At 68.0% G+C, this 18,838-nt stretch carries 18 protein-coding genes; 8 read left to right on the top strand and 10 right to left on the bottom strand.

All coding sequences use genetic code 11. The annotated features are described in order from the left end of the window. Window positions 1–145: 145 nt before the first annotated feature. The 8 genes from ubiU (at window position 146) to ACKVEX_RS10305 (ending at window position 6,197) form a co-directional block, all read left to right on the top strand. Window positions 146–1,156, top strand: coding sequence for a ubiquinone anaerobic biosynthesis protein UbiU (gene ubiU / locus ACKVEX_RS10340; protein ID WP_473215646.1), 1,011 nt, complete (start codon window positions 146–148; stop codon window positions 1,154–1,156). Continuing rightward, window positions 1,153–2,058: a U32 family peptidase gene (locus tag ACKVEX_RS10335; RefSeq protein WP_473215645.1), complete on the top strand. Its 906-nt coding sequence runs from the start codon at window positions 1,153–1,155 to the stop codon at window positions 2,056–2,058. Before ubiU ends, ACKVEX_RS10335 begins: the two co-directional genes overlap by 4 nt. 138 nt (window positions 2,059–2,196) lie before the next feature. After that, window positions 2,197–2,664, top strand: a complete 468-nt coding sequence (gene ubiT / locus ACKVEX_RS10330; RefSeq protein WP_473215644.1) for a ubiquinone anaerobic biosynthesis accessory factor UbiT — start codon at window positions 2,197–2,199, stop codon at window positions 2,662–2,664. A gap of 126 nt (window positions 2,665–2,790) precedes the next feature. Then, window positions 2,791–3,378, top strand: coding sequence for an NAD(P)H-dependent oxidoreductase (locus ACKVEX_RS10325; protein ID WP_473215643.1), 588 nt, complete (start codon window positions 2,791–2,793; stop codon window positions 3,376–3,378). Between the two features lie 58 nt (window positions 3,379–3,436). Beyond that, on the top strand, window positions 3,437–4,522 hold the full coding sequence (locus ACKVEX_RS10320) for a VanZ family protein (RefSeq protein ID WP_473215642.1): 1,086 nt from the start codon (window positions 3,437–3,439) through the stop codon (window positions 4,520–4,522). A 76-nt stretch (window positions 4,523–4,598) separates the two neighbouring features. After that, the gene (locus ACKVEX_RS10315; protein WP_473215641.1) at window positions 4,599–4,913 is read left to right on the top strand and encodes a (2Fe-2S) ferredoxin domain-containing protein; all 315 of its coding nucleotides are present in this window, start codon (window positions 4,599–4,601) and stop codon (window positions 4,911–4,913) included. Next, the gene (locus ACKVEX_RS10310) at window positions 4,913–5,569 is read left to right on the top strand and encodes an alpha/beta hydrolase (protein WP_473215640.1); all 657 of its coding nucleotides are present in this window, start codon (window positions 4,913–4,915) and stop codon (window positions 5,567–5,569) included. Before ACKVEX_RS10315 ends, ACKVEX_RS10310 begins: the two co-directional genes overlap by 1 nt. A gap of 16 nt (window positions 5,570–5,585) precedes the next feature. After that, window positions 5,586–6,197: a glutathione S-transferase gene (locus tag ACKVEX_RS10305; RefSeq protein WP_473215737.1), complete on the top strand. Its 612-nt coding sequence runs from the start codon at window positions 5,586–5,588 to the stop codon at window positions 6,195–6,197. Window positions 6,198–6,334: 137 nt separating this feature from the next. Here the strand turns inward: ACKVEX_RS10305 and ACKVEX_RS10300 are convergent, their stop codons facing one another. The 10 genes from ACKVEX_RS10300 to ACKVEX_RS10255 form a co-directional block, all read right to left on the bottom strand. Further along, window positions 6,335–7,135, bottom strand: coding sequence for an enoyl-CoA hydratase/isomerase family protein (locus ACKVEX_RS10300; RefSeq protein ID WP_473215639.1), 801 nt, complete (start codon window positions 7,133–7,135; stop codon window positions 6,335–6,337). A 50-nt stretch (window positions 7,136–7,185) separates the two neighbouring features. After that, entirely contained in the window at window positions 7,186–7,503 is a 318-nt protein-coding gene (locus ACKVEX_RS10295) for a CcdB family protein (protein WP_473215638.1), read from the bottom strand. Beyond that, entirely contained in the window at window positions 7,503–7,748 is a 246-nt protein-coding gene (locus tag ACKVEX_RS10290; protein WP_473215637.1) for a type II toxin-antitoxin system CcdA family antitoxin, read from the bottom strand. The genes ACKVEX_RS10295 and ACKVEX_RS10290 overlap by 1 nt, the downstream gene beginning before the upstream one ends. A gap of 123 nt (window positions 7,749–7,871) precedes the next feature. Then, window positions 7,872–9,071 (bottom strand): acetyl-CoA C-acyltransferase, encoded by a 1,200-nt coding sequence (locus ACKVEX_RS10285; RefSeq protein ID WP_473215636.1) that lies wholly within the window; start codon window positions 9,069–9,071, stop codon window positions 7,872–7,874. 15 nt (window positions 9,072–9,086) lie between these two features. Further along, entirely contained in the window at window positions 9,087–11,480 is a 2,394-nt protein-coding gene (locus ACKVEX_RS10280; protein WP_473215635.1) for a 3-hydroxyacyl-CoA dehydrogenase/enoyl-CoA hydratase family protein, read from the bottom strand. Window positions 11,481–11,579: 99 nt separating this feature from the next. Further along, complete coding sequence (locus tag ACKVEX_RS10275; protein ID WP_473215634.1) at window positions 11,580–11,993, bottom strand: acyl-CoA thioesterase; 414 nt, start codon at window positions 11,991–11,993, stop codon at window positions 11,580–11,582. Between the two features lie 13 nt (window positions 11,994–12,006). Then, window positions 12,007–14,013: a 3-hydroxyacyl-CoA dehydrogenase NAD-binding domain-containing protein gene (locus ACKVEX_RS10270; protein ID WP_473215633.1), complete on the bottom strand. Its 2,007-nt coding sequence runs from the start codon at window positions 14,011–14,013 to the stop codon at window positions 12,007–12,009. Then, a complete protein-coding gene (locus tag ACKVEX_RS10265; protein ID WP_473215632.1) occupies window positions 14,010–15,293 on the bottom strand; it encodes an acetyl-CoA C-acetyltransferase in 1,284 nt (427 codons plus the stop codon). Before ACKVEX_RS10265 ends, ACKVEX_RS10270 begins: the two co-directional genes overlap by 4 nt. A 21-nt stretch (window positions 15,294–15,314) precedes the next feature. Continuing rightward, entirely contained in the window at window positions 15,315–17,858 is a 2,544-nt protein-coding gene (locus tag ACKVEX_RS10260) for an acyl-CoA dehydrogenase (RefSeq protein ID WP_473215631.1), read from the bottom strand. Window positions 17,859–18,034: 176 nt separating this feature from the next. Continuing rightward, a complete protein-coding gene (locus ACKVEX_RS10255) occupies window positions 18,035–18,742 on the bottom strand; it encodes a TetR/AcrR family transcriptional regulator (protein WP_473215630.1) in 708 nt (235 codons plus the stop codon). Window positions 18,743–18,838: the final 96 nt, after the last annotated feature.

Below are 18,838 nucleotides of genomic sequence, written 5' to 3'. Positions count from 1 at the left end.
TCGAAGAAAGGCGACCCGCGGGTCGCCTTTTTTGTTGACCCAGCAGGATCGCGAGGCCCGTCACCGGCCCGGCCTTTGACACGGGTCAACGCACGCACCGCGGCACGACACTAGACTTGCGGGGCTTTCACAGCCCCGCAAGCACATGACCCAGCACACAATCGAACTCGTCTGCCCCGCCGGCAGCCTGCCGGCACTGAAGGCCGCTGTCGACAACGGCGCCGACTGTGTCTACGTCGGCTTCAAGGACGCGACCAACGCGCGCAACTTCACCGGCCTGAACTTCGACCCGAAGGCGATGCGCGACGGCGTGGCCTACGCGCACGCGCGCCGCCGCAAGGTATTGCTCGCGCTGAACACCTACCCGCAGGCGCACAACTGGGCCGACTGGACCGCCGCGATCGACCGGGCGGCCGAGTTCGGCATCGACGCGGTCATCCTCGCCGACCCCGGCCTGATGGCCTATGCGGCGAAGACGCATCCCGAGCTGCGGCTGCACCTGTCGGTGCAGGGCTCGGCGACCAGCTACGAGGCGATCAATTTCTACCGCGAGCGCTTCGGCATCCGGCGCGCGGTGCTGCCGCGGGTGCTGGCGCTGGCGCAGGTCGAGCAGGTCATTGCGCACACGCCGGTCGAGATCGAGGTGTTCGGTTTCGGCGGGTTGTGCGTGATGGTCGAGGGGCGTTGCGCATTGTCGGCCTATGCGACCGGCGAGTCGCCCAACTGCAACGGCGCCTGCTCGCCGGGCAAGCATGTGCGCTGGGAACAGACCCCGCGCGGCATGGAGACCCGTCTCAACGGGATCCTGATCGACCGCTTCGGCGACGCCGAGCGCGCCGGCTATCCGACGCTGTGCAAGGGCCGCTTCGACGTGAACGACGAGACCTATTACGCGCTGGAAGAACCGACCAGCCTGAACACGATCGCATTGCTGCCCGAACTCGCGCGGGCCGGCGTGCGCGCGATCAAGATCGAGGGCCGCCAGCGCAGCCCGGCCTATGTCGCGCAGGTCACGCGCGTGTGGCGGGCCGCGATCGACCGCGTGCTCGCCGATGCCGACCGCTTCTCGGTGCAGCCGGCGTGGATGGCCGAGCTGGACAAGGTCTCCGAAGGCCGCAGCCACACGCTGGGCGCGTATTACAGGCCATGGAAATGAATGCCACCCGCATCGCGCTCGGCCCGCTGCTGTACTACTGGCCGCGCCAGGCCACGCTGGACTTCTACGCCGGCATCGCCGACGGTCCGGTCGACATCGTCTATGTCGGCGAGACCGTGTGCTCGCGCCGGCATGAACTGCGCCTGGAGGACTGGCTGGACGTGGCTGCGATGCTGGCCGACGCGGGCAAGGAAGTGGTGCTGTCGTCGCAGTCGCTGATCGAATCCGAGTCCGACCTGAAGACGCTGCGCCGAATCGTCGCGCAGGACCGCTTCACCATCGAGGCCAACGACATGTCGGCGGTGCAGCTGCTCGCCGCAGCCAGCCGGCGCGACTGGATCGCCGGACCGACGCTGAACGTGTTCAATCCGGACACGCTGGCGCTGCTGATGGAGCTCGGCGCGCGCCGCTGGGTGGTCGCGCCCGAGATGTCGGGCGATGCGCTCGCCGCGCTGCAGACCGCCCTCGCACGCCCGATAGACACCGAAGTGCTCGCGTGGGGGCGGCTGCCGCTGGCGCATTCGGCGCGCTGTTTCACCGCGCGTCATTTCAACCTGCAGAAGGACACCTGCGAGTTCCGCTGCCTCGGCCTCGCGGACGGGCTGGTGCTGCGCACCCGAGAAGGCGAGCCCTTCCTGACCCTGAACGGCGTGCAGACGCAGTCGGCGCGCGTTCACAACCTGCTTGGCGACCTGGACGAGGCCTGCCGCCACGCGCAGGTTCTGCGCATCAGCCCGCAGGGCAACGACACCGCGCGCATCGTCGAACTGTTCGACGCGGTTAGGCACCGCCGGACCACTCCGCAGCAGGCCTTCGCCGCCAGCGCGCAATGGAGCGTGGACCAGGCCTGCAACGGCTTCTGGCATGGCCGGCCCGGACTCGAGCTGCAGACCATACCCTGAACCCAACGCGCCACCAGGCTTCCGTCAGTGGAGCGAAAAAAACGAGTGAACTCGGTAAAGACAACCTTTCCTCCCCCTTGAAGGGGAGGGAGCAACTGCACCGCGCTCCGACCCCTCGACTTGCCGGAACCCAATGCCATGAGCCTCCCCCGCCTGCCCGCCTTCACGCTCTCACCCATGCTCGCCGGCCTCGCCGCGCGCCTGCCGCAACGCCCGCCGGCGCGAGCGCTGACGCTCGCGCTGAACTTCGCGCGCGGCCGCATTCTGCCGGTCGGGGACCTCGAGCCGCTCACCGGCCGGCACCTGCGCCTGCGGGTGAAGGACGCCGGTCTGACCCTGGACTTCACGCTCGGACCGACCGGCTTCCGGACCATCGAGCGCCGCGCCGCGCCCGACCTGACCTTGAGCGCGACGCTGCGCGACTACATCGCGCTGGCGCTGCGCGAGGAGGACGCCGACACGCTGTTCTTCGACCGCCGGCTGCTGATGGAGGGTGACACCGAACTCGGCCTGCTGGTCAAGAACACGCTGGACGCGGTCGATTGGGAGCGGCTGCAGCGCGAGTACGCACCGGCCACGGTGCTGCGGCGACTGATCCCGGGCTGAGCGTCGCCGGACCGTCGCATTTTCATGCGACACTTGGGCAGGCCGCCCGGCATGCCGCTTCGATGCATCCGGCATCGCGGCTGAACCCTTCCGCCGCCCGGCGGGCGCCGCCGCAGGAGAGCAGACATGAGCCGACGTATCCTGATCATCCAGGGCCATCCAGACCCGGATGCCGAGCATCTGTGCCACGCGCTGGCCGCGCAGTATCGCGACGGCGCCGAAGCCGCCGGCCATGAGGTCAGGCAGGTCGATGTCGCGCGGCTGTCCTTTCCGCTGCTGCGCAGCCAGCACGAGTGGGAACACGGCATCCTGCCCGAGACGCTGCACGATGCGCAGGCGGGGATCGCGTGGGCCGAACATCTGGCGCTGTTCTTTCCCTTGTGGATGGGCGACATGCCGGCGCTGCTGAAGGGCTTCCTGGAGCAGATCGCGCGCCCCGGCTTCGCGTTCACCGCGGACGGCGACAACCCGATGGCCCGCAAAGGCCTGACCGGCCGCTCGGCGCGGGTCGTGGTCACGATGGGCATGCCGGCGCTGGTGTATCGCTATTACTTTCGCGCGCACAGCGTGAAGTCGCTGGAGCGCAACATCCTCGGCTTCGTCGGCATCGCGCCGGTGCGCGAGACGCTGATCGGCGGTGTCGACTCGCTCGACGATGCGGGCTGCCGGAAATGGTTCGCGAAACTGCGCAAGCTCGGCACCGACGCGGCGTGAGCGCGACGATGCGCCGCACCGCGCACATCGCCGCGATGCCGCACTGAGCCGGCGACCGATGCGCGACAGCGACGCTTCGACCCGCCTGACCGTCTATCTGGCGGTCGCCTACACGCTGCTGATCGCGTATGCCTGCCTGCATCCGCTGACCGGCTGGCGCACGAGCGGCCTGCCGCTGTTCGACTATCTGACCGCGCCCTTCCCGAAGTACTACCGGACCGAGGATCTGGTGCTGAACGTGCTCGGCTATGTGCCGCTCGGCTTCGTGCTGTTGGCGGCCCTGCCGCGACGCGTCGGTCGTACCGGTGCGGTCGTGCTCGCGACCGTGATGGCCGCGCTGCTGAGTTTCGCGATCGAGACCGCGCAGAACTTCCTGCCGACCCGCATCTCGTCCAATGTCGATCTGGGCTGCAACGTCGCCGGGGCCTTCATCGGCGCGATGCTGAGCACGCTGTTCGGACGCCGCCTGTTCGACCGTCACGGCTGGCTGCAGCGCTGGCGTTCGGTCCGCATCATCCCGGGGCGGACCGGCGATCTCGGCCTGATCCTGCTCGCGCTGTGGCTGCTGACCCAGCTGATGCCCGAGAGCATGGCGTTCTCCAACGGGGACCTGCATCGCCTGCTCGAATTGCCAACGCCGCTGCCGTTCGCGCCGGAGCGTTTCATCACGCTCGAAGCCGCGCTGGTCGCCGCTTCGGTCATCTCGGTGGGACTGCTGGCGAGTTGCATGATGCGCGCGACCAGCCCCTGGCCGGTGGTGCTGCTGCTGGTACTCGCGATCGGCGCGAAATCGCTCGCGAGCCTGCTGTTCTTCGTGCCCGGTGCCGCGCTGGCGTGGCTGACGCCGGGGGCGCGCCTGGGCCTCACGATCGGCCTGCCGTTGCTCGCGCTGGCGCTGCTGCTGCCGAGCCTGATGCAGCACGCGCTGGCGGGCATGGTGCTGCTGGTCGCGACCACGCTGACCAATCTGATCCCGGACAACCCGTATCTGCTGGTCGATCAGCGCGTGCTCGACCGCGGGAATTTTCTGAATTTCCACGGTCTCACCCAGTTCGTCGCGAGCGCCTGGCCCTTTCTGGCGCTCGCCTGGCTGTCGGCGATCGGACTGTGGCGCGGCGAGCATCTCCACGATGATGGCCACTGAGCGGCCGATCGTTATAATCGTCCCGAACGACACCAATGACCGCAACGCGGCACAGCGCCCCCACGGAGACCCCAACATGAGTTATTACCGGCACCACGTCTTTTTCTGCTGCAACCAGCGCCAGCCCGGCGACACCTGCTGCAACGAGCACCACGCGGTCGAGATGCAGACCTACGCGAAGGACAGGATCGGCAAGCTCGGCCTGAAGGGCAAGGGCAAGGTCCGCATCAACAAGGCCGGTTGCCTGGACCGCTGCGACGAAGGCCCGGTGCTGGTCGTGTATCCGGATGAAGTCTGGTACACCTATGTCGACAAGGAAGACATCGACCAGATCATCGACGAGCATCTGGTCGGTGGCCGTGTCGTCGAGCGACTGAAACTGGAGAGCTGATGACCCGCCCGCTGCCCACCGAAAAAGTCCTGCTGCGCGGCCCGGAAGGCGCGATCGACGCGCTGATCGACGCCCCGGCCGACGTGCGCGGCATCGCGCTGGTCTGCCATCCGCATCCGCTGTACGGCGGCGCGAACACCAACAAGGTGGCGCACACGCTGGCGCGCGTGTTCCGCGACCTCGGCTATGCGGCGATCCGACCCAATTTCCGGGGCGTAGGCGCGAGCGAGGGTGCGCACGACCACGGCCACGGCGAGACCGAGGACATGCTCGCGGTGATCGCATGGGCCCAGTCGCGCTGGGGCTTTCAGCCGCTGGCCTTGGGCGGCTTCTCGTTCGGCGGCTTCGTGCAGACCCGGGTCGCGGCCCGGCTCGCCGACGACATGACGCCGCCACGCCGGCTCGCGCTGGTCGGCATGGCCGCCGGCACCGCCGGCGACGGCGCCCGTCACTACGACACCGGCCCGCTGCCAAAGGGCATCCCGGCGCTGATCATCCATGGCGAGCTCGACGAGACGGTCGCGCTCGCCAACGTGCTCGAATGGGCGCGCCCGCAGGAACAGCCGATCATCGTGGTTCCGGGTGCCGACCATTTCTTTCATGGCAAGCTCCATGTGATCCGTGACATCATCTCCACCACCTGGGCCCCGCTCTGAGGAAACCATCATGTCGATGAAGCTGTTCGCGTCCCTGACCAGCCCCTACGCCCGCAAGATCCGCGTCGTGCTGCAAGAGAAAAAGCTGCCCTTCGAGCTGGTCGTCGATTCGCCGTGGGAGATCAGCACCCGCGTACCCGAGTTGAACGCGCTGGGCAAGGTCCCGGTGCTGATCACCGCCGACGGGGAGGCCTTCCACGACTCGCCGGTCATCGCGGGCTATCTGGAGACGCTGAATGCGCCGCCACACCTGCTGCCGCTCGATCACCTGGAGCGTGTGCGGGTGCGCCAGATCGAGGCGCTGGCCGACGGCATCAACGACGCCGCGGTGATCGCGCTGCTCGAATCCCGCCAGCCCGATCCGCAGCGCAGCGATGCCGTCATCGAACGCCAGCTGCAGAAGGTCGAGCGCGGCCTGGACCATCTGGAGAAGCACGCGACCGGTCGCGAGTGGCTGCACGGCGACCAGATGAGCCTGGCCGACATCGCGGTCGGCATCGCGCTCGGTTATCTCGACCTGCGCTTCGCACAGCTCGGCTGGCGCGAGGGCCGGCCCGCACTGACGCGGCTGGCAGAGCACATGTTCGCGCGGCCGAGCTTCGTCGACACCGTTCCGCCCGCCGGGTAGGGTTGAAAAGCCGAAGGCGCCTTACAGCGGCAGCGCGAGTGACAGCTGGAGCCGCGAGGCCAGTCGCCGGCACCGGTGCGCGGGTTCGACCCTCAGACGCCCGTTCCCGCAACCGGCAACGAACGGCTACGCCAAAGTCAGCCCCCCCGAAAAGCCGGCTTGCGCTTCTCGAGAAAGGCGTTGACGCCCTCGACGAAGTCGCCGGTCGCGCCGCAGCGCCCGAAGGCTTCGGCCTCGCTCTGCAGCTGCGACTCGATCTTGTCGTCCAGCGTGTTCGCGAGCAGGCGCTTGACCTCGCCGTAGGCATGATGCGGTCCGTTCTTCAGCCGTTCGATCAGCGCGGCGGTTTCGTCGTCCAGCCGGTCAGCCGCGACCACCCGGTTCACCAGCCCGAGCCGCTGCGCCTCGGCCGCATCGAAGCGATCCGCAAGCAGCAACAGCTCGGTCGCCTTGCGCGTGCCGACGATGCGCGGCAGAAAGTAGGACATGCCGCCATCGGCCGGCAGACCGATCGACGCATATGCGGTCGTGAACTTCGCGTTGTCGGCACAGACCGCCAGATCGCAGCCCAGCATCAGGGACATGCCGAAACCGGCGCACGCACCGCGCACCTTCGCGATCACCGGCTGGTGCAGACCCTGCATGATCTCGATGGTCGGGTTGATGTGCTTCTCGATCATCGCGCGGTAGGTCACCAGCCGGGTGCTGGCGTTCTGGTCGAAATGGCGCGCAAAATCCTTCAGGTCACCGCCCGCCATGAAATGATCGCCGGCACCGGTCACCATCACGACCGCCACGTCCTTGTGATCCCTGAGCAGGCGCGCGACCTCGTACAGGTCCTGCATCATCTCGACCGACAGCGCGTTGAGTTGCGCGGGGCGGTTCAGCGTGATCGTCGCGACACGATCATTGACTTCGAACAGTACGGTATTGGCCATCTGGCGGGTCCTTGAATTGATCGGGTGAGGCGTGGAAGCGGATCAGACACTCAGCAACCGGTGATCAGGAAGTCGATCGCGGCGATGATGCTGTCCCGTTTCGGGCCGAAATCGGTGACGATGTTGCCGAGTTCCTTCCGGGCGACCCCTGCCATCTGCGGTGTCAGCAGAACATGCGCCTCGCCATGAATCTCGAACACCGGAGTGACGCGATCCATCGCGCGCCCACCCAGAATCCTTAGCGGCGTCAGCGGTATCACGAGCCGGGTTTCCAGGCCCTCGAGCAACGGCGACTGCACATCGAGCAGGAAAGGGTAGCGCCCGGCACTGTCCTGGTTGCAGTTGCGATGAACGGCAAACTGGCTCATCAGAAGCTTCGCACCGCATCGCTGAACGTGCCGTGCTGCTCCACTTGCCGGTTGTACGCGGCCATCGCATCACGATTTGCCTCCAGCCACTGCGCCTGGCGTCGAACCCTGACCGCTTCGGCCAAGGCCTCTTCCATCAATGAGGACAGATTGATCCCCATCGCACGAGCCTGACCCAACAAGTCACTGTTGATGCTCAGATTGGCCGAGCGTTTCGGGCCCTTGAGATCGTAGTCGACCGGCATGCGCCCACTCCTGCGCGTAATCGATGCGCACAGATTACGCGCAGCAGGCGTTCGATACAAGCACGGCCACCCCCTGCGCCCACTGAAGAATGAGCCTGCAGGTGAGCCGTCCGACCGAAGCATTCAAAGCCGCTCGAACACCCCCGCCGCGCCCATGCCGGTGCCGATGCACATGCTGATCATGCCGTGGCGCAGCGTCGGGTCGCGCTGCATCGCGCTCATCAGCGTGGCCATGCGGATCGCGCCGGTCGCGCCCAGCGGGTGGCCGAGCGCGATCGCACCGCCCAGCGGATTCACGCGTGCCGGATCGAGCGCTAGCGTGCGCATCACCGCCAGTGCCTGCGCCGCGAAGGCCTCGTTGAGTTCGATCCAGCCGACATCGGCCTGCGCCACACCGGCGGCCGCGAGCGCACGCGGGATCGCCTCGACCGGGCCGATGCCCATGATCTTCGGCGACACGCCGGCCACCGCATAGCTGGCGAAGCGCGCGATCGGCGTCACGCCGTGGCGCTTGACCGCCGCTTCGCTCATCAGCAGCACCGCGCCGGCGCCGTCCGACATCTGCGAACTGTTGCCGGCGGTCACCGAACCCTTGGTCGCGAACACCGGCCGCAATTTCGCGAGCGCCTCCGCGGAGGCGTCCCGACGCGGGCCTTCGTCGGTATCGCACAGGCGCTCGACCACACGCACCTGGCCGCCGTCTCCCGGCACATGCGTGCGCACCGCGTATGGCGTGATCTCGTCGCGGAAGGCGCCGGCATCGATCGCGGCCACCGCGCGGCGATGCGATTCCAGCGCGAACGCGTCCTGGTCCTCGCGGCTCACCTGCCACTGCTGCGCGACCTTCTCGGCGGTGAGCCCCATGCCGAACGCGATGCCGACATTCTCTGCCTTCGCGAAGATGGCCGGGTTGAGGCTGACCTTGTTGCCCATGATCTGCGGCATCGCGCTCATCGACTCGGTGCCGGCCGCGATCATCACTTCGGCCTCGCCGAGCCGGATGCGCGCGGCCGCATCGGCCACCGCCTGCAGGCCGGACGCGCAGAAGCGGTTGATCGTGATGCCGGGCACCATCTCGGGCAGACCGGCCAGCAACAGGCCGATGCGCGCGACATTCATGCCCTGCTCGGCCTCCGGCATCGCGCAACCGACGATGACGTCGCCGATCTCGGCCGGATCCAGCCCCGGCACCTTGCCGAGCACGGCTGACAGCACGTGCGCGAGCAGGTCGTCCGGCCGGGTACTGCGGAACATGCCGTTGCGGCGCGCCACCGGGCTGCGGGTGGCGGCGACGATGTAGGCGTCCTGGATCTGTGTGTTCATGATGATGTCTCCGGATCAGTTGCGCAGCGGCTTGCCGGTCTCGAGCATGTGCGCGATGCGTTGCTGCGTCTTGGTGGTCTGCAGCAACTCGACGAACAGCGCACGCTCGACGTCGAGTATCCATTGCTCGCTGACGCGCGAACCGGTCTCGACCTCGCCACCGCACAGCGCGGTCGCGACCGCCCGGCCGACCTTGTAGTCGTGTTCGGAGATGAAGCCGCCCTCTGCCATGTTGAGCAGCATCAGCTCGCAGGTCGCGATGCCGTTGCGCCCGGCCACCGTGATCGCGCGCTCGACCAGCGGCGGGCGATATCCAGCCTCGGCGAGTGCGCGTGCCCGCCGGATCGCTACATACAGCAGTTCCTGCGGATTGAACAGGATGTCGTCGGAGGGCCGCGCGAAGCCGAGCTGCACCGCCTCGAGCGCGCTCTTCGCGACGGTGGCCATCGCGATCGTCTGGAACGTGTTCTGGACGAAGCCGAACACGTCGCCGCCGGCCGCACGGCGGGCGAGGCGATGCGCCTGCACTGCGAATGCCTTGCTGCCGCCCCCGGCCGGGATCAGGCCGACGCCGACCTCGACCAGACCGAAGTAGGACTCGAGCGCCATGACCCGGTGCGCCGCATGCATCGCGAACTCGCAACCGCCGCCCAGCGCCATGCCCTGCACCGCCGCGACCACCGGCACCTGCGCCTGCTGCAGGCACATCGACGCCTGCTGAAAGCGCGCCACCATGCGTTCGAGCCGGTCGAACTCGCCGGCCTCGCAGGCCGCCGCCACCTGCTGCAGGTTCGCGCCGACCGCGAACGGGGCCTCGTGCCACAGCACCAGCGCATCCAGATCGCGCTCGACCCGCGCCACCGCCTCGATCAACCCGTCGATGACACCGGCACCGAGCGCGTGCATTTTTGAAGTGATCGACACGATGCCGACCCGCTCGTCCTGGTCCGGGCGCAGCCACAGGCGCACGCCGTCGCGCGCATCGCCGCTGTCCCACAGCGTGCGGCCGCGATCCGGCGCGGCCTCGCCGAGCACGCGGTCGGGATAAAGCTGTCGCCGATACACCGGCAGCGTCGAACGCGGCGCCAGTGCATCCGCCGCGGCCGAGTAGGACCCGCCGCCTTCATGTACGCCAGCGCGCGCGAACACCCACGCGGGCAACGGTGCATCGCTCATCGCGCGCCCCGCGTCGATGTCGTCGCGCACCGCGTTCGCGATGTCGTTCCAGCCGGCTGCCTGCCAGGTCTCGAACGGCCCCTGCGACCAGCCGAAACCCCAGCGCATCGCCAGGTCGACATCGCGCGCGTTGTCGGCGATGTCGCCCAGATGCACCGCGCAGTAATGGAACACATCGCGGAAGATGGCCCACAGGAACTGCGCCTGCGGGTGCGCGCTGGCGCGCAGCTGCGCGAATCGTTCGGCCGGGTCGCGATTCTTCAGGATCGCCTCGACCTCGGGCGCGACCTCGCCCGCGCTCGGACGATAGTCCTGTCGCGCGAGGTCCAGCACCATGATCTCCCGGCCCGCCTTGCGGTAGATGCCGGCGCGGGTCTTCTGCCCCAGCGCGCCCTTCGCGATCAGCGCCTGCAGCCAGTCGGGCTGAGCGAAATGCCGGTGCCACGGATCGTCCGGCAGCGTCGCCTGCATCGTGCCAACCACATGCGCGAGCGTGTCCAGACCGACCACGTCGGCGGTGCGATAGGTCGCGCTCTTCGGTCGGCCGATGACCGGACCGGTCAGCGCGTCGACGTCGTCGAAGCCCAGACCCAGCCGCGCCGTATGATGCATGACCGCCAGGATCGAAAACACGCCGACCCGGTTCGCGACGAAATTGGGCGTGTCCTTCGCGCGGACGATGCTCTTACCGAGCCGGGTCGTGAGCCAGGCTTCGAGCGCGTCCAGCATCATCGCGTCGGACTGCGGGGTCGGGATCAGCTCCACCAGCGACATATAGCGCGGCGGGTTGAAGAAATGGATGCCGCAGAAGCGGCTGCGCAAGGCCTCGGGCATGCCTTCGGCCAGCAACGCGATCGACAGGCCGGACGTGTTGGTCGCGAAGATCGCGTCAGCGCGGATGAAGGGCGCGACCTTCGCGAACAGGTCGAGCTTCCATTCCATCTTCTCGGCGATCGCCTCGATGATCAGGTCGCAATCACGCAGCGCCTCCAGATCCGAACCGTAGTTGGCGGCGTCGATGAAGGCCAGCCGGTCCTTCGCGGCCAGAGGTGCCGGGTCCAGCTTCTTCAGACCGGCCAGCGCCTTGTCGACAATCGCGTTCGGTTTGCCGTCGCCGGACGGCAGGTCGAACAACAGCACCGGCACGTCCGCGCTGGCGCAATGGGCCGCGATCTGCGCGCCCATCACGCCTGCACCGAGTACCGCGACCTTGCGGATGATAAAATTGCTCACTGGGGGTCTCCTCCAAAACAACTGCTTCCGCCCGGGAAGCTCAGGCGGCGGTCGTGTCGCGACCGCCGGACCGGGTCCGGGATGCGTCTAAAAGTGGCTTCATTCGGCCGGGACCGGGCGCTTGCGCCCGCGGTCGTCGAGTGCGACATAGGTCAGCGTCGCCTCGGTGACCTTGACCACGACCGGGTTCTCCGGGTCGCGCTCGGCATAGACCTCGACATCCACGGTCACCGACGTGCGTCCGGTCGACTTGACCTTCGCATAGAAGCTGACCAGGTCGCCGACCGACACCGGCTGCTTGAACAGGAATGAATTGACCGCGATCGTCGCGACCCGCGACTTCGCGCACCGGCGCGCCGGGATCGCACCGGCGATGTCCACGTTGGCCATGATCCAGCCGCCGAACACATCGCCGGCCGGATTCAGGTCGGCCGGCATCGTCATGATGCGCAGGGCCGGCTGACGGTCGTGCGGCAGGGTCACCAGATCGTGTTGCGCTTGCTCGTCGGACATGTTCGTGTGCTCCTCAGCTCGATTGTTCGAGCGCCATCGGCGCGACCTGCGCGTTCGGCGAATGCGGTCCGGAAGAATCCAGGCTCGCGACATGATGCAGCGGGCCGCCGGTCCACGGCGCGAAACCGGTGCCGAAGATCACCCCGGCATCGGCGAGGTCGGCGTCGGCCACCACGCCCTCATCGACGCAGCGTTGCGCGGCCGCGAACAGCGGCGCGAGTATCCGGTCGTCCAGCCCGGCCGGCACCGGTCCGGCATCGGACTTGACCGCCTTGCCGTTCTCCCAGCGATAGTACCCCTGCCCGCTCTTGCGTCCCAGATGGCCGGCGTCGACCAGTTCGACCAGCTTCCGGGGTGGATCGCCGCCCGCGTCGCCGGCGAGCGCCCGCCCGGCCGCGAGTGCGATGTCCAGGCCGACCGTGTCGACCAGCTCCACCGGCCCCATCGGCATACCGAAATCGACCAGCGCCCGGTCGACCGTCTCCGCCGCAATGCCCTCGTCCAAGCAGCGCAGGGCCTCCAGCATGTAGGGGCCGAGCACCGCGTTGACCAGGAAGCCCGGCGCACTCCTGACCGGCAGCGGCAGCTTGTCGAGCGCGCGCACGAACTGGGCCGCCCGCGCGAATGTGCCGACCTCGGATGCGTCGCCCTGCACCACCTCGACCAGCGGCATCATCGTGACCGGATTGAAGAAATGGATGCCGACCAGGCGCTCGGGCGATTGCAGCGCGGTGGCGATGTCCTCCACGCGCAGGCTGGACGTGTTGGTCGCGAGCACCGCGTCCGGCCGGGCCATGCGTTCGAGCCGCGCGAACAGCGCCCGCTTGGCGGCCAGGTCCTCGAAGATCGCCTCGACGATCAGGTCCGCACGCGTCGCGCCGTGACCCTGCGGGTCCGGAATCAGGCGATCCAGCGCGAAACGCACCTGGCGATCGTCGCCCCTGTACTTGCGCGCGAAGAACTTCGCCGCACGCGCGACCGCCGGCGCGATCCGCTCCACCGTCTGATCCTGCAGCGTCACCGTCATGCCGCGCTGCGCGCACACCGCCGCGATGTCGCCGCCCATCACCCCGGCGCCGACCACATGCACGTGACGCGCGACGAAGGGCGGCGCACCATCGGCCGGTTTGCCCATCGCCTTCAGGCGCTCCTGCAGAAAGAACACCCGCACCAGATTCTTCGCGGTCGGCGAACGGAAGATCGCGTCGAGCGAAGCCGGGTCGTCCGGCGGCACCGCCAGTGCATTGCCGCCGAACTTCGCCCACGTGTCGATGATCGCCCAGGGCGCCGGGTAGTGCTCGCGGCGCGCACGGGTCGCGACCTGCTTGCGCGCCCTGGCGGCCACGACCGCCTTCAGCGGCCCGTTCAGCAAGCGCATCCCCAGCGGCAGGCGCCGCACCCGATGACCGGACAGGATCATCGTGTCGGCGGCGTTCTCCATCACGCGCACCGGCACGCACGCGTCGGCCAGACCGATGCGCTTTGCCCGGTTCGCGTCGACCGGCTTGCCGGTCAGCATCAGGTCGAGCGCCACCGCCGGCCCGACCCGCTGCGGCAGCCGCATCATGCCGCCCCAGGCCGGCATGATGCCGAGCATGACCTCGGGCAGCGCAAGCCGGGTGTCCGGCTCGTCCACGACGATGCGGTAGCGGCAGGCCAGCGCCAGCTCCAGCCCGCCGCCCATGCAATGCCCCCGGATCAGCGCCAGCGTCGGAAACGGCAGGCGCGCCAGCCAGTCGAACAGCGACCAGCCGCGCTCGACCAGGTCGCGCGCGCCCTGGGCCGAATCGATGCGGGTGAACTCGTCGATGTCGGCACCGGCGACGAAACCGGCCGGCTTGGCCGATGCGATGACCAGCCCGGTGGGCGGATGGCGCTGCAGCGCCTCGAACAGGCGGGCGAGTTCGTCGAGCATGTCCGAGGATAGCGTGTTCGTCGTCGATCCGGCCTTGTCCAGATACAGCCACGCGATACCGCTCGGCTTGCGCACCAGGACCAGATGCTCGAACGTGTCGGTCATCGCACCACCTCCACCAGCATCGCGCCGCCCTGGCCGCCACCGATGCAGATCGCGGCGACCCCGCGGTGCGCGCCCTCCCGCCGCAGCACTTGCATCAGATGCAGTACGATGCGCGCACCGCTCGCGCCGACCGGGTGACCGAGCGCGATCGCGCCGCCATCGACGTTGAGCCTGTCCTCGTCCAGCCTGCCGAGCGCCGCATCCAGGCCGAGCTGCTCCCGACAATAGGTCTCGTCGTCCCACGCGCGCAGGCACGCGATGACCTGCGCGGCGAAGGCCTCGTTGATCTCCCAGCGGTCAACATCGGCCAGCCCCAGCGAACGACGCAGCAGCAGCGGCGTGGCCGCATGCACCGGCCCGAGGCCCATCTGCGCCGGGTCCAGTCCGGCCCACTCGCTGTCGACGATGCGCGCGAGCGGCTCCAGGCCGTGGCGCTCGACGGCTCGCGCCGACGCGAGGATCAGCCAGGCCGCACCATCGGTGATCTGCGAGCTGTTGCCCGCGGTGACCCGTCCGTACTTGCGGTCGAAGAAGGGTTTGAGCCTGGCCAGATTGTCCATGCTCGAATCATCGCGCACGCCGTCGTCCTGCGCATGGACCTTGCCGTCGCGATCGATCAGCGGCACGACCTCGTCATAATGGCCGGCCCGCTGCGCGGCGCCGACCCTCTGGTGACTGCGCACCGCAAACCCGTCCATGTCCTCGCGGGAGATGTCGAAATGATGGGCGAGGTTCTCGGCAGTCTGCCCCATCAGCTGGCCGACCACAGGGTCGGTGAGCCCCTTCATGATCGCGATCACCGGCGCCAGATGGGCCGGCCTGAAGCGTCGCAGCAGCGCGAGCTTCTGCCCGACGCTTCGGGCTGCATACCAGTCCGACAACCATTGCACCATCGCGTCCGAAAACAGCAAAGGCGCACGCGACAGCGCATCGACGCCACCGGCCAGCACCAGTTCGGAGCGCCCCTGGCGGATGTTGATCAGCGCCGAATCCAGCGCCTGCATGCCGCTGGCGCAGTTGCGCATGACGGTCCAGCCCGGCACCTCGTGGCCACAGCCCATCCGTAAGGCCACCACGCGACCGATATTGACCTCGTCCGGCGACGGGCTGGCGCAGCCGAGAATGACCTCGTCGAGCTGATCCGGCGCGAAGCGCTGGCGCATCAGCAGCGCGGTGCCGGCCGCGGTGGCCAGATCCGATGCGGCGAACGGACCCGGAGCGTTACGTGCCTTCAGGAACGGCGTGCGGGCGCCGTCGATGATGAATACGTCGGGCGACATGCGGCTGCGCTCCCTTTCCGCTCAGACCGCGGATCGCTTGCGCCGCGCGGCCTTCTTCGGCGTGGTTGCGGCCTCGATGGCAGGGCCGGGTTCAGCAGAACCGGCGACGCTCGCATCTGCGGCGCATAGCACGTCGCGCAGGCCGAAATCGAACGGAAAGTCGTCGACGCGGATGACCTTGTCACGCAGCCGGTTGCGGCGCTCGACGATGTCGTATTCCTGCTGCATGATCACGCCGGCCGCCAGCGCATCGCGCCAGATCGCGTCCACATCTCCCCCGAGGTTGAGCGGCGGCGTGAACCGCCCCTGTTTCTGCGACTCCCTGAGCCTGGCCTCGATCGGCTCGGCCGCTATCGTCGCGACCAGCGCCGCCTCGAGCGCGCCCACCGGTTCCTCGACGTCGTCCGGCACATAGGTGTCGGCGGTCAGGCGCTCGCGGGTCGCGGAGGGCTCGATCAGCAGTCGCGCGACCTCGTGACCGAGTCGGTCGGACGGCACCACATAGGGGCGACCGAGCGGAAACACGACCAGCCGGCGCAGGATCGTCTGCAGGATCCGGTTCGGGAAGTTCGCGATGACGCCCTCAAACGCGTTCTGGATGCGGAACATGCAGTCCCAGATGGCCCAGTGCATCAGCGGCGCGTCGGCCGCCTGGCGGCCCTCGGCCTCGAAGCGCTTCAGCGTCGCGCTCGCCAGATACATCTGCGACAGGATGTCGCCCAGACGCGCGGACAGCTTTTCCTTGCGCTTCAGCGCACCGCCCAATGTGCCCATCGAGATGTCGGCCAAGAACGCGAAGGCCGCCGAGAAGCGCGTCAGCTGCTGGTAATAGCGTCGCGTGTCCGGGGCGACATCGGCCGGCACCTTCACGAAATGCGAACCCGTGAGGCCCATCACCAGTGCGCGCGCCGCATTCGACGCGGTATAGCCGACATGTCCCCAGAACGCCCGGTCGAAGCCATCGAGGTCGTCGCGCTGCGCCGCATGCATCTCGTCTAGCACGTAGGGATGGCAGCGGATCGCACCCTGACCGAACAGGATCAGGCTGCGGGTCAGGATGTTGGCGCCCTCGACGGTGATGCCGACCGGCAGTTGCTGATACGCGCGACCGAGAAAGTTCTGCGGCCCGAGGCAGATGCCCTTGCCGCCGATCACGTCCATGCCATCGTTGACGGTCTGGCGCGCGCGCTCGGTGACGTGATACTTCACGATCGCGGACACCACCGACGGCTTCTCGCCGAGGTCGATCGCTCCGGCGGTCATGATACGGGCCGCGTCGCACAGGTAGGTGTTCGCGCCGATGCGGGTCAGCGCCTCCTCGACCCCCTCGAAGCGGCCGATCGCGGTCTTGAACTGATAGCGTACCCGCGCGTAGGCGCCGACCGCCCGCGCGGTGAGCTTCTGCATGCCGGTGTTCGAACCCGGCAGCGAGATCGACCGCCCCGCCGCCAACGACTCCATCAGCATGCGCCAGCCCTGACCGGCCATCGCCGGCCCGCCGATGATGAACTCGAGCGGCATGAACATGTCTCGTCCGCGGATCGGACCGTTCATCCACACAGCATTGAGAGGCAGGTGGCGGCGGCCGATATCCACGCCCGGGTGATCGTGCGGCACCAGCGCGCAGGTGATGCCGAGGTCCTCGACGTCGCCGAGCAGGCGCTCCGGGTCGTACAGGCGGAACGCGAGCCCGAACACGGTGCACACCGGCGCCAGCGTGATGTAGCGCTTGTCGAAGCTGACCCGCATGCCAAGCACATCCTCGCCGTTCCACATGCCCCGGCACACCACACCGGCATCGGGAATCGACGCCGCGTCCGACCCCGCCCACGGGCTGGTCAGCGCGAAGGCCGGAATCGCTTCGCCGCGCGCGAGCCGCGGCAGGTAATGCTGCTTCTGCTCTGGCGTGCCGTAATGCAGCAGCAGTTCGGCTGGGCCGAGCGAGTTCGGCACCATCACGGTGACCGCCGGGGCGGACGAGCGGGTTGACAGTTTGGTCACGACCTGGGAGTGCGCGAACGCGGAGAAACCCTTGCCGCCGTATTCCTTTGGGATGATCATGCCGAGGAAGCCCCGCTCGCGGATGAACTGCCACACTTCGGGCGACAGGTCCTGGCGCTGGGTCGAGTCCCAGTCCTTGCACATGCGGCACAGCTCGGTCGTTTCATTGTCGAGGAAGGCCTGCTCCTCGTCGCTCAGGGCGGGCCATGGATAGCGCTGCAACCGCGACCAGTCAGGCGCCCCGCGGAAGAGCTCGCCTTCCCACCACACGGTGCCGGCTTCGAGCGCATCCTTCTCGGTCTGCGACATGCCGGGCAGGGCCTGGCGGAAGGCCGCGAAGATCCTCGTGGTGACGAGGCGCTTGCGCCGCTCGCCCATGAACACCTTGCAGCCCGCCGCCCAGGCGGCGAGCACCAGGATGGTGAGCAAGATCGGCAGCCCCGCCGCGACCGATGCGAGCACCAGCCAGGCGCCTCCGGCACCCGCCCACGCCGGCAGCGGCGCGCGCCGATAGGCGAGCACCACGATCATCACCGGTAGCAACAGCATCAGAAGCCAGAACATCACCCTCTCCTTTTTGTCGACAATGGCCTGCGCCGCCGCCGGAAAACTCTCGGTTACCGCCGGCGCCGCTCACATGCATCATCGGCCCAGCGCGGACCCGCCTCTCACGTCGCGCCCGATTCCCTCGCCCGCCCCCTCACCCCTCGCGCTGCACCCAAGCCCGTCAGCCCCTCGCTTCATTGGGATGTTCCCGATCGTCGCAGCGTTTCCGGACGCTGTCCCACACCCTCCGGCAACGGTGCGCGCAGGCCGCCGAGCAGGAAGGACATCAGCCGCGGCACCATGCGTGCCGGATCCTGGTCGTCGAAGGTACCGGCGAAAAGCTGCAGCGCGTCGGTCCCGGCGAACGCATACGAGGTCGCCCCCATCATGAAATGGAAACGCCACAGGATCTCTTCGCGCGGCACACCGGGCAGCGACGCATACAGCGCGCCGAGAAAACGGTTCAGCGTCGCGGCGTACTCCTCGGCCAGAAACTGGCGCACGAATGCGTTGGGTTCGGTGTAGGTGCGCCCGAGCAACTGCATGAAGGTATGTCCGCCGTGCTCGGTATCGGATGCGAGCTGCAGCGCAGGGCGAAAGAACGCGTCCAGCACCTCGCTCGGTTTGACCGGCTGTCCGCGACCCGCCGCCCTCGCCTCGACCGCGTCCAGCGCGGCCAGACGCTGCCGGTTCAATTCCAACAGACGCCGCTGGAAGACCTCCTGGATCAGCGCGTCCTTGCTGCCGAAATGGTAATTGACCGCCGCGAGATTGACTTCGGCCCGGGTGGTGATCATGCGCATCGACGTGGCTTCCAGCCCGTGTTCGACGAACAGCGCCTCGGCCGCATCGAGGATGCGGCTGCGGGTTTCGGGAGGGTGCCGGCCGGTGCTGGTAATCATGCTCGCGTCTCCGGAATGAGATCACCGTCCGATTGAAACGTTCGTTTGAATTCTACGGATGATCCCGGGGCTGTCAACCGGAGTTCCCTGCGCCGG

This window comes from Denitraticella aggregata, assembly GCF_048158365.1.
In the GTDB taxonomy this organism is placed as follows: domain Bacteria; phylum Pseudomonadota; class Gammaproteobacteria; order Burkholderiales; family Rhodocyclaceae; genus Azoarcus_F.
This window is presented reverse-complemented; position numbering and strand designations above follow the sequence as displayed.

Excerpts from the sequence above, each read along its gene's own strand:
- ubiU (WP_473215646.1), top strand. The coding sequence starts at position 146 with ATGACCCAGCACACAATCGAACTCGTCTGCCCCGCCGGCAGCCTGCCG.
- ACKVEX_RS10335 (WP_473215645.1), top strand. The coding sequence starts at position 1,153 with ATGAATGCCACCCGCATCGCGCTCGGCCCGCTGCTGTACTACTGGCCG.
- ubiT (WP_473215644.1), top strand. The coding sequence starts at position 2,197 with ATGAGCCTCCCCCGCCTGCCCGCCTTCACGCTCTCACCCATGCTCGCC.
- ACKVEX_RS10325 (WP_473215643.1), top strand. The coding sequence starts at position 2,791 with ATGAGCCGACGTATCCTGATCATCCAGGGCCATCCAGACCCGGATGCC.
- ACKVEX_RS10320 (WP_473215642.1), top strand. The coding sequence starts at position 3,437 with ATGCGCGACAGCGACGCTTCGACCCGCCTGACCGTCTATCTGGCGGTC.
- ACKVEX_RS10315 (WP_473215641.1), top strand. The coding sequence starts at position 4,599 with ATGAGTTATTACCGGCACCACGTCTTTTTCTGCTGCAACCAGCGCCAG.
- ACKVEX_RS10310 (WP_473215640.1), top strand. The coding sequence starts at position 4,913 with ATGACCCGCCCGCTGCCCACCGAAAAAGTCCTGCTGCGCGGCCCGGAA.
- ACKVEX_RS10305 (WP_473215737.1), top strand. The coding sequence starts at position 5,586 with ATGAAGCTGTTCGCGTCCCTGACCAGCCCCTACGCCCGCAAGATCCGC.
- ACKVEX_RS10300 (WP_473215639.1), bottom strand. The coding sequence starts at position 7,135 with ATGGCCAATACCGTACTGTTCGAAGTCAATGATCGTGTCGCGACGATC.
- ACKVEX_RS10295 (WP_473215638.1), bottom strand. The coding sequence starts at position 7,503 with ATGAGCCAGTTTGCCGTTCATCGCAACTGCAACCAGGACAGTGCCGGG.
- ACKVEX_RS10290 (WP_473215637.1), bottom strand. The coding sequence starts at position 7,748 with ATGCCGGTCGACTACGATCTCAAGGGCCCGAAACGCTCGGCCAATCTG.
- ACKVEX_RS10285 (WP_473215636.1), bottom strand. The coding sequence starts at position 9,071 with ATGAACACACAGATCCAGGACGCCTACATCGTCGCCGCCACCCGCAGC.
- ACKVEX_RS10275 (WP_473215634.1), bottom strand. The coding sequence starts at position 11,993 with ATGTCCGACGAGCAAGCGCAACACGATCTGGTGACCCTGCCGCACGAC.
- ACKVEX_RS10270 (WP_473215633.1), bottom strand. The coding sequence starts at position 14,013 with ATGACCGACACGTTCGAGCATCTGGTCCTGGTGCGCAAGCCGAGCGGT.
- ACKVEX_RS10265 (WP_473215632.1), bottom strand. The coding sequence starts at position 15,293 with ATGTCGCCCGACGTATTCATCATCGACGGCGCCCGCACGCCGTTCCTG.
- ACKVEX_RS10260 (WP_473215631.1), bottom strand. The coding sequence starts at position 17,858 with ATGTTCTGGCTTCTGATGCTGTTGCTACCGGTGATGATCGTGGTGCTC.
- ACKVEX_RS10255 (WP_473215630.1), bottom strand. The coding sequence starts at position 18,742 with ATGATTACCAGCACCGGCCGGCACCCTCCCGAAACCCGCAGCCGCATC.